The sequence below is a fragment of the Helicobacter jaachi genome (genome assembly GCF_000763135.2).
GTDB lineage: Bacteria > Campylobacterota > Campylobacteria > Campylobacterales > Helicobacteraceae > Helicobacter_C > Helicobacter_C jaachi.
The window spans coordinates 15,304-28,766 of record NZ_JRPR02000007.1; the positions used below are offsets into that span (position 1 = coordinate 15,304).

The 13,463-nt window shown below is 41.6% G+C and carries 14 protein-coding genes; 10 read left to right on the forward strand and 4 right to left on the reverse strand.

What is annotated here, in order from left to right; genetic code table 11:
- The first annotated feature begins 7 nt into the window (after positions 1-7).
- From LS71_RS07740 to LS71_RS07765, 6 genes are all read left to right on the forward strand, one after another.
- Positions 8-898 carry a DUF2156 domain-containing protein gene (locus LS71_RS07740; protein WP_034353336.1) on the forward strand — a complete coding sequence of 297 codons (891 nt, stop codon included), beginning with the start codon at positions 8-10 and terminating at the stop codon, positions 896-898.
- Positions 895-1,704, forward strand: coding sequence for a glycoside hydrolase family 25 protein (locus tag LS71_RS07745; protein ID WP_034353334.1), 810 nt, complete (start codon positions 895-897; stop codon positions 1,702-1,704). Before LS71_RS07740 ends, LS71_RS07745 begins: the two co-directional genes overlap by 4 nt.
- Complete coding sequence (locus tag LS71_RS07750; protein ID WP_034353331.1) at positions 1,701-2,726, forward strand: alpha/beta fold hydrolase; 1,026 nt, start codon at positions 1,701-1,703, stop codon at positions 2,724-2,726. Before LS71_RS07745 ends, LS71_RS07750 begins: the two co-directional genes overlap by 4 nt.
- A gap of 141 nt (positions 2,727-2,867) precedes the next feature.
- Complete coding sequence (locus LS71_RS07755) at positions 2,868-4,073, forward strand: DUF455 family protein (protein ID WP_034353330.1); 1,206 nt, start codon at positions 2,868-2,870, stop codon at positions 4,071-4,073.
- 10 nt (positions 4,074-4,083) lie between these two features.
- The gene (locus LS71_RS07760) at positions 4,084-5,217 is read left to right on the forward strand and encodes an acyl-CoA dehydrogenase family protein (RefSeq protein ID WP_138109901.1); all 1,134 of its coding nucleotides are present in this window, start codon (positions 4,084-4,086) and stop codon (positions 5,215-5,217) included.
- Between the two features lie 9 nt (positions 5,218-5,226).
- A complete protein-coding gene (locus tag LS71_RS07765; protein WP_034353325.1) occupies positions 5,227-6,096 on the forward strand; it encodes a phosphate/phosphite/phosphonate ABC transporter substrate-binding protein in 870 nt (289 codons plus the stop codon).
- On the opposite strand, the gene truD is transcribed toward LS71_RS07765, so the two are convergent.
- The 4 genes from truD to recR form a co-directional block, all read right to left on the reverse strand.
- Complete coding sequence (truD, locus tag LS71_RS07770; protein WP_034353322.1) at positions 6,059-7,219, reverse strand: tRNA pseudouridine(13) synthase TruD; 1,161 nt, start codon at positions 7,217-7,219, stop codon at positions 6,059-6,061. The genes LS71_RS07765 and truD overlap by 38 nt on opposite strands.
- A 3-nt stretch (positions 7,220-7,222) precedes the next feature.
- A complete protein-coding gene (locus LS71_RS07775) occupies positions 7,223-8,260 on the reverse strand; it encodes an alanine racemase (RefSeq protein WP_034353319.1) in 1,038 nt (345 codons plus the stop codon).
- A gap of 23 nt (positions 8,261-8,283) precedes the next feature.
- A complete protein-coding gene (locus LS71_RS07780; protein ID WP_034353316.1) occupies positions 8,284-8,589 on the reverse strand; it encodes a c-type cytochrome in 306 nt (101 codons plus the stop codon).
- Positions 8,590-8,677: 88 nt separating this feature from the next.
- Positions 8,678-9,265: a recombination mediator RecR gene (gene recR, locus LS71_RS07785; protein ID WP_034353313.1), complete on the reverse strand. Its 588-nt coding sequence runs from the start codon at positions 9,263-9,265 to the stop codon at positions 8,678-8,680.
- Positions 9,266-9,377: 112 nt separating this feature from the next.
- Here recR and dnaJ point away from each other — a divergent pair, with 112 nt between their 5' ends.
- From dnaJ to LS71_RS07805, 4 genes are all read left to right on the forward strand, one after another.
- Positions 9,378-10,532: a molecular chaperone DnaJ gene (dnaJ, locus tag LS71_RS07790; protein WP_034353310.1), complete on the forward strand. Its 1,155-nt coding sequence runs from the start codon at positions 9,378-9,380 to the stop codon at positions 10,530-10,532.
- An 87-nt stretch (positions 10,533-10,619) separates the two neighbouring features.
- Positions 10,620-11,999, forward strand: coding sequence for a potassium transporter TrkG (locus LS71_RS07795; RefSeq protein ID WP_034353307.1), 1,380 nt, complete (start codon positions 10,620-10,622; stop codon positions 11,997-11,999).
- Positions 12,000-12,036: 37 nt separating this feature from the next.
- On the forward strand, positions 12,037-12,696 hold the full coding sequence (locus LS71_RS07800) for a potassium channel family protein (protein WP_034353302.1): 660 nt from the start codon (positions 12,037-12,039) through the stop codon (positions 12,694-12,696).
- A gap of 126 nt (positions 12,697-12,822) precedes the next feature.
- Positions 12,823-13,419 (forward strand): peroxiredoxin, encoded by a 597-nt coding sequence (locus LS71_RS07805; protein WP_034353299.1) that lies wholly within the window; start codon positions 12,823-12,825, stop codon positions 13,417-13,419.
- Positions 13,420-13,463: the final 44 nt, after the last annotated feature.

Here is a 13,463-nt window from a genome sequence, read left to right on the forward strand (position 1 = left end):
AGGAGTAATGGAGTTTAAAGGATTAGGGCTTGCAGATAGAGTGATTTTAGAGCCTTTAACGCGCTCAAGTGGGCGCTGGCAGGCTGATACAAACTTTTCTAATCTTTTTATGTGGCGGCATTCTAGGGAGATTAGCTTTTGCATTCAAGATGGGCAGCTTATTATCCAAACGCGCTACGCTGGTCAAAATCCCTTTATCTTTTATCCCATAGGCAAAGGCGATAAAAAGGCAATTATAGAATCTATGATAGCTCATTATGCGCATTTAGGACTGCCTTTAGAAATCCACTCTTTGCAAGCTAGTGAGAAAGATGAGCTTTTATCACTATTTGGCGATAGTTTTGAAATCACACAAAGGCGCGATAGATTTGATTATATCTATAATGTGGAGGAGCTTATTGCGCTTAGTGGGCGCAAGTTTCATAAGAAAAAAAATCATCTCAATCGCTTTTATCTGCAATATCCTCAAGCATGCTTTGAGCCGCTTAATGAAGGTAATTTACAAGAAGTTAGGGAAGTCAATAATCAATGGTTTTTAGAATCTAAAAAAGATGATGAGGGCTTGCATTTTGAGAATCTAGGCATTAATGATGCACTTTGCAATTTTAATACCTTAGGCTTGCAAGGTGGGCTTTTGCGATGTGATGGGGATATTATTGCCTTTAGTTTTGGCGAGGTGCTTGATGAAAAAATGGCGCTTATTCATATTGAAAAGGCAAATATCGCCTTTAGCGGCGCGTATCAGGCGATTAATCAAGCACTTTTAAAGCATACATTCTCGCATTTGCAGTATGTAAATCGCGAGGAGGATTTGGGCATTGAGGGCTTAAGGAAAGCCAAACTCTCCTATCAACCGGCATTTTTGCTAGAAAAATATGACGCAAGGCTTAGCGTGTGAAGCATAAGGGTGTTTATGTTGCTAAGCGTATGGGCAGATTTGCGCTGCGTTTAGGCGTGGTATGCTTGCTTGGCGGGATATTTTTTGTATTGCAGCATAATGGTATGGTATGGTTTAATATGCCAAGTCATAGTGCTTATCCGCTTAGGGGCGTTGATGTATCAGCTCATCAAGGGCAAATACAATGGGAGATTCTATCAAATGAGGGCATACGATTTGCATTTATTAAAGCCACAGAGGGCAGCAGCTGGGTGGATAAGCAATTTGCCTATAATTTTGAGCATGCCCAAAGGCATGGGCTGTATGTGGGAGCATACCATTTTTTTAGCTTTGATAGTGCGGGGCATACGCAGGGGGAGAATTTTATTAATAATGTGCCGCTTATAGAATCTGCATATATTTTGCCACCGGTAGTGGATATAGAGTTTTATGGTTCAAAAGCGGCTAATCCCCCCAAAGCTCAAGATGTGTATGAGCAGCTAGATATTTTGCTTGCGCGTTTAGAATCTCACTATGGCTTTAAGCCCATTATTTACACCACGCCAAGCTTTTATGATATGTATTTGCGCGGGCGCTATGGAGAGTATCCGCTGTGGATTCGCTCTGTGTTTTTTGCGCCAGATTCTTTGTGGGCTAGGCTTTTTAATGTGTATTTTGATAAGCATTCATGGGTGTTTTGGCAATATAATCCAAAAGGCGTGCTTAAGGGTTATTATGGGAATGAAAAATATATTGATTTAAATATCTTTAATGGCGATGAGCTAGCCTTAATGCAGTGGCTAGAAAAGCAAAAAGGAGGCAGATGAAAGATTATATTTTGCTAGAAAAGGATAGGAGTTTTATATCCGCTAAAGATAATTTGCGCATTTTTTATGATGTGTATATGCCTAATGTGCTTACAGATTCTATAACGCTTATTCAAATCGCGCATGGAATGGTAGAGCATAAAGGGCGCTATGAATGGGTGGGAAGTAGCTTAGCAAAAGAAGGCTTTGTTATCGCCATAGCCGACCATAGAGGGCATGGCAAGAGTATTGATGAAAATCACGAATGGGGAGAGATGAAAGGCATGCCAAGTGATATGCCACATAAGCCTCGTATAGAATCTAGCGCGCAAAGCGTGAGTGAAAGCGGCTTTGAATACGCTATAGATGATATGCATGAGCTTACATTGCTTCTAAAAAAACGCTTTAAGCCTAAAAAATTTGTGCTGCTTGGGCATTCTATGGGTTCTCTACTTGCGCGAGGTTATCTTAAGCTATACAAACATGAACTAAGCGCGCTTATTCTATCAGGCTCGCCTGCGTATAACCCTCTCGTGCCTTTTGGGATATTTTTAGCGCATATATTGCACAAATGCCACTTATACACATGGGGTAAGCATTTTATTAATAGCATTTCTTTTGGTGGATTTAATAAGCCCTTTTTGCGTGATAAGAACGAGGATAGAGACTTTGCGTGGCTATGCAGGGATAGGGCTGTGGTGAATGCGTATAAGGCAGATAGCGCGTGTATGTTTGTTTTTAGCTTGCAGAGTTTTATTGGTTTATTTAAGGGTATGCAGTGGGTGAATGATGTGCATAGCTTGCAGGGCGAGCATTTGCCCATGCTTATTATAAGCGGCTTGCAGGATAGTTGCGGGAAATTTGGCGCGGGGGTGGAGAAAATTGCCAAAGCATACGCAAAAAGCGGCTTTGATGTGCATTTAAAGCTCTATGAGGGCGCGCGACACGAGATTTTAAATGAGATAAATAAGCAAGAAGTATTAGATGATATTTGCTCCTTTGTGCGCTCCTTGCCTTTCGCGCCTTTGCACGCTAAAGGCTAAGTTTTTAAAACGCTACGCAGACAATAAAAGTTTAAGAAATATTTAAATAAAAATACATTATTATCGCGCCCTTAGCTTTCTGTATGAAAGATAACAAGTCCTCTTTTAAAGCTTGTAGATTCTATATTTTTTAGAGTTTCTATGTCTAATATTTCACTTGATACTTCGCACAAAGCTTGTATTTTTATGGGCGAATTAGTCCCTAGCACGCTCTTTTTTATGCGACTAGAAAATGCCTTTTTGCTCGCGCAGCAAAATACCATTATAGAAATTGTAAGTCAGCATGATAATTTGGAGCGGGATTTAATGATGTGGTGTCGCTTTAAGGGCGAGGAATTCATAGAAAAGCGTGCTCTTGGCACAAATGGCAAGGCGGATAGAATCTACATTTTGCGCAAACTCTCACCCCAGCAGTTTCAAGCCTTTAATCCCTCTCATCACGCGCCATTATCGCAGGGTTTAGCTCCTAATGGCGTGCAGATTGAGCGCGCAAGCCCAGAGTATCATTTTACATACACTTATGATAATGATATTGCAAGCAGTAATATAGAATCTTTGTATGAAGAAGCGAAAAAATCCCAGTGGAACGCCTCAAGCGATATTAAATGGCAGGAGATACCGCATTTTAGCCAAGAAGTAGAGTTTGCTATTGCGCAGATTATGACTTATTTGAGCGAAAATGAGTTTTCAGCCCTATATATTCCTAGTCGTTTTTTAGGGCAGATTTCACCTTATTTTACGCCCATTCCGTTGCTGCTTTCAAGCATTATAGGCGATGAAAGCCGACATATAGAATCTTTTATCAAGCGTGCAAATGCTACAGGGCTTGGCGTGCAGTATTCTACACGCATAACACAGCAAAGCCTATATAGCCTATGGGCGCAAAAGGATTATTTTGTTTCAAGTTTTTTGCTGCACATTATGGGCGAGGGGACTTTTATTGATTTACTGCATTTTTTGAGCGAGAGTTTTAGGCGCATAGGCGATGAGGCAAGCGCGTATATGCTGCAATTAGTTAAGCGCGATGAAGCAAGGCATGTAGCCTATGGTATGAGCAATGTAAAATATGCCCTAAGCGCTAATCCTGCAAAGATTGCACTGCTTAAAGATGTAGTATTTGCGCGTAAGCATTTTTTAGATTCTGTACATACAGAATCTTCACTGCTGCTTGAATCATTATCGATTTTGCGCGCAGGAGGAGCGCAGGGTATAGCGCGAGGCTTTGAGGAGGTGTTAGCTTTAAAGCAAAAAATGGAGAGAAACCGCGTAAAGCGGCTTGTGGAGTGTGGCATTGATGAGGAGCTTGCTTGGGATTTAAGCAAAGCACATACACCAAATTTTATGTAAGGAGTAAAATATGTTAGATTTAGCACATATAGAGCAAAGCACTTTAGCTTTTGCACAGGCATTTGTAGCGCCTTTTAGCGAGGCTGTGGATAAAGAGGGGCGATTCCCCAAAGAGGCATATAGCGAGCTTAAAAAGCAAGGCTTTATGGGCTTACTTGTGCCTAAAGAATATGGCGGATATGGTGGAAACGCCTTGCAGCACGCGCAGGTGTGCTATAATCTTGCGCGTTTTTGCACTTCAAGCGCGCTTTGCTATATGATGCATAATGTTGCTACAGCGTGTTTAGCGGCTTTTGGCACACAGGCGCAAAAAGATGAGTTTTTGCCAAAAATTGCAAAGGGTGAAATTTCCTTTGGGCTAGCTTATAGTGAAAGCGGCTCAGGGACGCATTTTGATTTACCTGATATTACAGAATCTAATGATGGGCAAAATAGAATTTTAAATGGGCGCAAAAGCTTTATAACCTCCGCACAGGAGGCAAATTACTACCTTACTTATACAAATTCTTGTATGGTTAAGGGTGGGAAAAATAATTGGATTACGCCAAGTGATATTGCGGGCTTAACGCACGAGGAGGGGGTGTGGAATGGGCTTGGTATGCGAGGGAATGTCTCAAAGCCTGCGCAATATCATAATGTCAAGCTTAGTGTAAATCGTTATTTGCTAGGTGAAGACGGGCAAGGAGAGGCACAAGCTGGGCTTGTGGCGATGTATTTTATCATAGGGCTTGGAGCGGTGTATAGCGGGCTTGGGCAGGCAGCGTATGAATGCGCCTTGCAGCATTGCAAAACGCGCAAATATACAGATGGCACGACTTTAGCCGATAAGCCCATAGTAAGAAGCCATATTGCTACACTTTATACGCAAGTTCAAAGTCAAATTGCCTTTGTCAAGGAGGCTGCGCGTGCATTTGATGAGCAAGATGCACAAGCGCCTTGTAAAATTTTTGCTAGCAGGATTAATGCTACGCATCTAGTGATGAGCATTTGTGAGCTTGCTATGCGTTTAGGCGGGGGCAGGGCGTATAGTAAATTACTGCCTTTGGAGCGATATATGCGCGATGCGCTGGCTGCTCAAGTAATGGCGCCAAGCCTTGATGTGCTGCAAGTTTGGCTTGCAAATGCGCTTTTGCCAAATGAATAAGGAGTGAAAATGCGACATATTGTTGTGGGTGCTGTGGCGTATGCGCCGCAGATTGTGCCTATTTGGGATATTATTAGGGAGTATGCTAGGGCGTATTTTGGAGATATTGCGCTAGATTATGTGCTTTTTAGTAATTATGAAAGACAGGTGCAGTGGCTTATGGAGGGGAAAATTGATATAGCGTGGAATACAAATGTAGCTTTTATCCGCTCGCAATTTGCCACAAATAATGGTGTAGAGGCGATTTTAATGCGCGATACAGATGTAGGCTTTAAGAGCGTGTTTGTTGCCCAAAAAGGCAAGATTAAGCAAGTGCAGGATTTAGTGGGCAAAAGCTTTGGTTTGGGCAGTTTAGATTCTGCACAAGCAGCCATTATGCCGCTATATTATCTTAAAAAACTCTCCATTCCTTACAAAGAGCTTGCTTTGGGAGATACATCGCTAGAGGCGCAAAGCAAGGCAGTGAGAATCTATCGCTTTAATAGCGATGTGGGCAAGCATGGCGATACGGGCAGGAGCGAATTTGATGTGCTAGATAGAATCCGCGATGGCGCGCTTGATGCTGGAGCGATTGGCTCAAGCACTTGGGTGCGCATTATGCAAGAGGGCAGTTATCCTCATATTGAGAGTTTTTATGCTAGCCCTGAATATTGCCATTGTAATTTTACGACTTTACGCACATTTGATAGCGGCTTAAAAAAGGCATTTGTAGAGATGATGTGCTCTCAAAATGAGGCAAAAGATAACGCGCAAATTACGCAGATGATGAGTATGGAGGGCTTAAATAAGTGGATTATTTGTGATGCACAGATTCTGAAAGGCTATGATGAGGTAGCAGCTGCTATGAGAGAGCAGAATCTGCTGCATTTGGTAAATTGAGCAAACATTCAAGAAAAATAGTCGCATAGCTGCCTTTTGGCAGGCTAAAGCATAGCTCATATTGAGCCTTTGGCGCGATGTATTTGCCCTCTATATCCTCCGCCCATACCCACGCATACCGCCGCGAGCCAATGGCGCGGATAGAATCTTGCAAGCTAGATTCTATACATAAAGCAAGCTTTTGCGCTGGCATAAGCTTTGTGCCAAAGAGCGCGCCTGTGGGGGATACCTCTCTATTTATAAAGCGCGTAGATTCTATATTTTCATCATCGCATATGAAAGTCTTGCCAAAAGGATAGTGGCACATCACATCACCTAGCAATAGCAAAAAGGGCTGCTTTTGAAGCTGCAAGGATTGAATGAGTGGGCGCGAATAGTGGGCTTTAAGAGTTTGCAAGGCTTGAATGTGGCTTTGATTAAGTGCATCTAGGACATCATTTGCGCTAAAGTTATGCACAATTTGTGAGAGATACACGCGCGCATAAAGCCATTGATTAAACAAATAGCTTTGGTAGCTAGAGATGAGAAAGGCGCTCATTTTTTTGTTTTTAAGTTTAAGTTGCTGTGCGTTAATGGCTTTGCCGCTTTGGAAATTATCCCCATCATTGCCAAAGCGTTGATTGCCAAAATAATTTGGAAAGCCCCAAGTTTGCAGCACTTTAAGCGCACTTTCAAGCCGCACTACATCTGTGGGTTTAAGTTTTTTAAGCCGCATAAAAAAGCGATTGCCTTTGAGATGTCCTATTTTTAGCTTATTGTGATGAGGCGTGATAGATAAAATCTTTATTTGTTCACTCGCTAAATGCGGCAATATAGAATCTAGCGCGGGTTTTAAAGAGCGATGTATGCTAAGGTATTGATAAGTGCTAGCGGCTTTATCCTTTAGCCCAGCGTAGCCTATATCGCGCACTTTGCAGCCTAGCATTTGGGAGAGTTTGGCTAAAAGTTCAAAAGTGCTTAGTCCGCGCTTGCGCACATAAAGTATGAGATGCTCTCCCTCCCCACTTGGCTCATAAAGTGGGATTTCTTTTACTACAAAATCGCGCGCAGATGGGTTAAAGTGGCATTGTATTGCGCTATGAGTAAAGGGGTAGATTCTATCTAGTGTGCGCGGAGACTGCATGACTTAGATAATAGTGCGCTTAATGGCAGGTGAAAGGCGCGTCAAAACCTCATAACTAATGGTATCAAAGGCTTTGGCAATGGGCGTGGCATTATCAAAAACGCAGATTCTATGTTTATCACAAAGGCATGAAAAGCAATCCATTGATGAGCGCGGCAGGATTTGATAGCCCTCTTTGGTATAGACTTTGTGTCGTTCATTCACGCGAAAAAAGCCATCGCCATAGCCTATATCATAAGTGCTAATAACGCTTTCACGCTCTAAGCTCGTGCAGCCGCTATATCCTATGCGCGCACCTTTTTGGGCTATGCGCGTGGCCACTCTATCCGCATAGAGCGCGGCGACTTTTTGCAGATTTGCGCTTACAGGATTTTGAAAATTTACATCAAGATAGCCATACATCGCAATGCCAATACGCACCAAATCATCGCTAATGCCTCCCTTATTTGCCGCCGCGCGCACTGCACCAGAAGAGCTAAGCGAGTGAAAGCGCGGCAGCTTAAAGCCATACTTTTGGCTTAGCCCCCTCACTTCTTGTTTAATCTCTGCAAAGCGCTTTTGCCCTTGCTCAAAGGCGCTATCTACATCATCGCCATAGCCATTATGGCAAAACACCCCTACAAGCTCTAAGCCATTTTGTAAAATAAGCTCGATAAATGTATAAATCTCGCTAGATTCTATACCATTGCGATTCATGCCTGCATTGACTTTAAGCTCTACTTTTGTGCCTCGTGGCAAGGCTGCGATATGGGCTTTGTCATTAATGACAAAAGCGATATTTTTGGGGAATTTGCCCTCTGGCATACCATAAAATGCTGTAATTAAAGGGAAATATTGACTTATGCGCAGGGCTTCGGCGTAGTTTTTTACAAACACACTTTTAATACCATAATCACGCGCTAAAAGGGCTATTTGCTCTAAGCCATGCCCATAGGCATTATCTTTTAAGACTGCGCCTAGCTCGATATTTGCGCCAATGTGAGAGGATATGATATTAAGATTATGTTTGAGGGCTTGTGAATTAAGGGTGATTTCAGCCATTTGGGTGCGGGATAAACCCGCCTTTATTTGGGAAGTTTAGCGATATAATCTGCTAAAAGTTCAATATCAGCATCGCTTACATTTGCCATTTGTCCATACATAATCGCCTTAGCGCCGCCATTATCAGCCGTCTTAGCTTTGTATCCTTTAAGCTGTTTTAAAAGCTCATCTTTTGACATTCCAGCAATTTTTGCATTACCTTTGCTGCCCGGAGCGACCTTTTTGCCATCTGCGCCGTGGCAGGCGATACATTTTTTATACGCAGCTGGAGCCTCTGCAAATGCAGTGCTTACAAAGCCTAAAAACACGAGAAAAAGCAACTTTTTCATACTCAATCCTTTATATTGTTGTTTGCCCTGGTTTTAAGACAACGCGGGATTCTACAAATCAAAAACTAATACTATCCTTAAAGGTATTTTAAAGCTTCACGCGCAGGCTTATTGCACGCGAGAGCGAGAGCTGGTCGATAGAATCTAGCCCAATACCTGTTGGCACGCCTTGAGCAATTTTGCTAAAGCGCAGGGGAGAGGTGATTTTATCTTCAATATAGAGCATGATGGCTTCATTAGCTAGGCTTGGAGAGAGGGCAAAGATAATCTCTTGAATAGATTCTGTAATGATGCGATTGTTAAGCAATTTAAAATCAATTTGCTCTAAATCATTTTGAGAATCTAGCACAAAATATCGCCCGCAAAACTCCCCTATATCCTCAATGGTAAAAATATCTTTTGGGCTTGCTACAATGCATAACTCGCCATTTTGTCGCGTATGGGAGGAGCAGATTTCACAAATCTCACTTTCGCTTATACCAAAGCATTTTTGACATCGCTGCACACTTAGTGCGGCATTTTCAATAGCATGGGCGATATTAAGCCCTAAAAATTTATCCTCTAAGCAAAGCGCATACGCCATTTTTTGCGCACTTTTTTTGCCAATGGCTGGGAGTTTTTCAAGCGCAGAAATAAGCTCAAAAAATGCTTTAAGACTAAATTTATATTCATTCATAGATATGCCTTTGTAGGGGTTAGAATCCCAAATCATAGCGGCAAAAAATTTAACTTTGCCTTATAAAATTTTGCTACAATTTTTGGCTTAAAATAACTACTAGGAGTAGCCTTTGGAGACTTTTGATTATTATGAAGTGCTAGAAATCATGCGCACAAGCGATAAGGAGGTGATTAAAAAGGCTTATCGCAAAATGGCATTAAAATATCACCCCGATAGAAATCCTGATGATAAGCATGCTGAAGAGCAGTTTAAGCGTGTGAATGAGGCTTATGAGGTCTTAAGCGATGATGCTAAGCGACAAATTTATGATAAATATGGCAAGGAGGGCTTACAAAACTCTGGCTTTAGCGGCTTTAGTGGGCGTGATTTTAGCGATATTTTTGGAGATTTAGGCTCCATTTTTGAATCTGCTTTTGGTGCAAATTTTGGATTCTCAAATAAAAATGCTAGCGCGCAGGGCAAGTATAGTTTAGATGAAATTATAGGCTTAGAATTAAGCTTTAAAGAAGCCGTTTTTGGCTGCAAAAAGCAAATTCATAATAGCTTTAAAATCGCCTGCAGTGATTGCAAAGGCACAGGCGCAAAAGATGGCAAACTCACTACCTGCAGTGATTGCGGAGGTAAGGGACAGGTATATATGCGACAGGGCTTTATGACCTTTGCGCAAACTTGCCCAACTTGCAAAGGAGCGGGGCAAAAAGCAAATGAAAAATGCGCTAAATGCAAGGGTAGCGGCTTTGAGATGAGTGAGGAGGATTTTGAAGTAAATATCCCTGAAGGTATTGATGATGGGCATAAAATCCGCATAAGCGGCAGAGGAAATGCTGATAAAGATGGCAAAAGGGGCGATTTGTATATTGCTATAAGCGTGGCAGAGGATACAAACTTTGTGCGCGATGGGGAAAATGTGTATATTGAAGTGCCTGTATTTTTTACCTCAATCGTGCTTGGCACTACGCTTAAAATCCCCTCTTTACGCGGAGAATTAGAGCTTAGAATCCCGCCAAATACAAGGGATAAGGAGCAATTTGTATTTGACAATGAGGGCATAAAAGATGTAAATAGCTCATATAGAGGGAAGTTTGTGGCTCAAATTAAAATCACCTATCCTCCTAAATTAAATGCAGAGCAAAAGGCATTGGTTGAGAAACTCCAAGAGAGTTTTGGTGTAGAGAGCCAGCCTTATAAAAATGTATTTGAAGAGTGCTTTACTAAAATTAAACAATGGCTACACAAGCACGATATAGGCAAGGATAAAGCCTAGAAATTAACATTAACTATTAAGCACTACAATGCTCACAATTTTAAACCTTAGATTCCTGCTTTTTAAAAGTAGAGTTAAGGAGAGGCTATGCATTTAAAGAGTATGCAAATTCTTGTTTTGGGTTATGTGTGTATCATTATCGTTGGCGCGTGTATTTTGCTGCTGCCGGGTATGCACACCACTCCTATAACTTTCCTAGAGGCACTCTTTACAAGTGCGTCGGCTTTTACTTGCACGGGGCTTATCATCAAAGATACTGCGGTTGATTTCACCATACTTGGGCAAAGCGTGATAATAGTGCTTATTTGGTTTGGTGGTTTTGGTTATATGAGTTTGCTAGGCATTGTGTATGTGCTTTTACGCAGGCGGCTCTCGCATATGGAGCTTAATATGATAAAAGGCGCGCTTAATCACCCAAGTGTTGATGGTATGACACATTTTCTTAAAAAAATTCTAGTTTTTGTGCTGATTTTAGAGGGTGTGGGGGCTTTGGTGCTTTTTATTTATTTTTATTATTGCAAGGATTTTGATGTGGGCAAAGCCGCATTTGCTGGTATTTTCCACGCTATATCAGCACTTAACAATGCTGGATTCTCTATTTTTAGCACCAATCTTATGGATTATCGCCAAAGTTTGGTTGTAAATTTTGTCATTTGCTCGCTTGTTATTTGTGGGAGTTTGGGCTATATCGTGCTGGTAGAATTGCATGCCTTTACGCATTCATATTTTAGTAATTTTGTGCGAGCATGTATCCATAAATGCGATATGGTAAAAATCCGCCTAAGCCTGCATACAAGGATTGTAGCGACTTATACTATAGGACTTTTACTCATTGGCTTTTGCTTTGTGCTGCTCTTAGAATATAATAACGCTAAAACTTTGGGGAGCTTTACATTTTTTGATAAGGCACTCTCAAGCTTTTTTATATCGGTTAATTACCGCACTTCTGGCTTTAATACCATCGATTTATCGGGCTTAAAGGATTCTACTTTATTCTTTTCTTCGCTTCTTATGCTCGTAGGAGGTGCGCCCGGCGGGAGTGCTGGAGGGATTAAGGTCACTACACTTGCTGTGCTTCTTGCCTTTTGTATCGCGCTTTTTAATGATGCAAAGCCTGCGTTATTTAAGCGCGCCATTTCAGAATCTAGCATTAAAAAGGCTATTGTTGTGGCGATTATTGCGCTATTTAGCATTGTGATTACAAGCTTTTGTATAGCCATTTTTCAAGAGGATACGCGCTTTATGCTTATAATGTTTGAAGTATGCTCGGCATTTGCCACCGTTGGCGTATCCACAGGCAATGGCGGCACACTAAGTTTGAGTGCGAATTTTAACTTTTTCTCCCAGCTGTGCATTATTGCGCTTATGATTATGGGTAAGGTTGGGATTTTGGCATTTTGGCTTATTTGTGTAGGCAAGCGCAAGCAGAGCCATATTGCGCTACAAGAGGAAAATGTGACTATTTAGCGTTGGGCTAGATTCTATAAATTCTAAGGAGTGAGCAATGAAAAAGACTTATGCTGTAATTGGACTTGGAAAGTTTGGGCAATACCTTGCTAAAGGGCTTTTGCGCAGTAATGAAAGTGTGATTGTATGCGATAATGATGCGGAAAATATTAAAGAGTTTAAGGATTTAAGTGATGAAATTTATGTCCTTGATGCGACGAATAAAGCCGCATTGCTTGAAGCGGGAGTGAAAGAACTTGATGTAGTGATTGTAAGCATTGGCGAGGATATAGAATCTAGCATTCTCAGTATCATTGCATTGCAGGAATTAAAAAATAAATTCATCATTGCAAAGGCTGTTAATCGCGCGCATGGCATTATTTTAGCGCGTTTGGGCGTGGATTTGGTTATCCGCCCAGAGCAGGACGCCTCAAGCCGCTTGCTTGAGAAGTTATTATGGAATCGCAATAGTATTTTTGCTATCAATGACCAGCTTAATATGAGCAAAATGCCCATTATAGAATCTGATATAGGCAAATCTGTGAAAGCAAAGCAGCAGGAGCTGCAAGCCCAATGTGTGAATAGCGATTCTCAAAATGTGAAAATTATAGGCGTGCTGCAAGGGGGCAAATGGCAGCTTTATGCGTCCTCAAATGAGCCTTTGGAAAATCTAGTTTTAGAATCTGGCGCGGTATTGCTCTTATTGTATCTTAAATGATTTTTATGCTTTCATGCTCGCCTTTATGCTTCATATAGGCTTAAATTTACTATTAAGTTACTTGCGTGGATTAGAATTGTTTATGATAATAATTTGTTATCAATATTTTTTATTAAGGAGTTTAGCATGTTAGTTACAAAACCAGCACCAGATTTCACAGCGGAGGCAGTTAAGCCAGATGGGACTTTTGAGGATAATTTTAACCTCTATAACAACATAGGCAAAAATGGCGCAGTAGTATTCTTTTGGCCCAAGGATTTTACTTTTGTATGTCCAAGTGAGATTATTGCATTTGATAAGCGTGTAAAAGACTTTGAAGAACGCGGCGTGAAAGTTATAGGCGTGTCAATAGATTCTAAAGAAGTGCATTTTGCATGGAGAAATGTCCCTGTGAATGAGGGCGGTATCGGCGCGGTTACATTCCCTATGGTGTCTGATATCACAAAGCAAATTTCACGCGATTATGATGTGCTATTTAATGGCGCTGTAGCACTTCGCGGGAGCTTTTTGATTGATAAAAATAAGGTTATTCGCCACGCTGTGATTAATGACCTCCCCCTTGGGCGCAATGTAGATGAGATGATTCGCACTGTGGATATGATGCTATTTGTTGAAGAGCATGGCGAAGTATGCCCAGCAGGCTGGCATAAGGGCGATGAGGGTATGAAAGCTAATGCCAAAGGTGTGGCAGAATATCTAAGCAAACACGCTAGCAAGCTTTAATCCTTTGCACTCCTTTGGGGTGCGCCCTCTACCCCTCTATGAAA

Bases quoted from the DNA above. Each gene is read 5' to 3' on its own strand.
- LS71_RS07740 (WP_034353336.1), top strand. From the start codon at position 8: ATGGAGTTTAAAGGATTAGGGCTTGCAGATAGAGTGATTTTAGAGCCT.
- LS71_RS07755 (WP_034353330.1), top strand. From the start codon at position 2,868: ATGTCTAATATTTCACTTGATACTTCGCACAAAGCTTGTATTTTTATG.
- LS71_RS07805 (WP_034353299.1), top strand. From the start codon at position 12,823: ATGTTAGTTACAAAACCAGCACCAGATTTCACAGCGGAGGCAGTTAAG.
- LS71_RS07765 (WP_034353325.1), top strand. From the start codon at position 5,227: ATGCGACATATTGTTGTGGGTGCTGTGGCGTATGCGCCGCAGATTGTG.
- LS71_RS07775 (WP_034353319.1), bottom strand. From the start codon at position 8,260: ATGGCTGAAATCACCCTTAATTCACAAGCCCTCAAACATAATCTTAAT.
- LS71_RS07780 (WP_034353316.1), bottom strand. From the start codon at position 8,589: ATGAAAAAGTTGCTTTTTCTCGTGTTTTTAGGCTTTGTAAGCACTGCA.
- recR (WP_034353313.1), bottom strand. From the start codon at position 9,265: ATGAATGAATATAAATTTAGTCTTAAAGCATTTTTTGAGCTTATTTCT.
- LS71_RS07795 (WP_034353307.1), top strand. From the start codon at position 10,620: ATGCATTTAAAGAGTATGCAAATTCTTGTTTTGGGTTATGTGTGTATC.
- LS71_RS07750 (WP_034353331.1), top strand. From the start codon at position 1,701: ATGAAAGATTATATTTTGCTAGAAAAGGATAGGAGTTTTATATCCGCT.
- LS71_RS07760 (WP_138109901.1), top strand. From the start codon at position 4,084: ATGTTAGATTTAGCACATATAGAGCAAAGCACTTTAGCTTTTGCACAG.
- LS71_RS07800 (WP_034353302.1), top strand. From the start codon at position 12,037: ATGAAAAAGACTTATGCTGTAATTGGACTTGGAAAGTTTGGGCAATAC.
- truD (WP_034353322.1), bottom strand. From the start codon at position 7,219: ATGCAGTCTCCGCGCACACTAGATAGAATCTACCCCTTTACTCATAGC.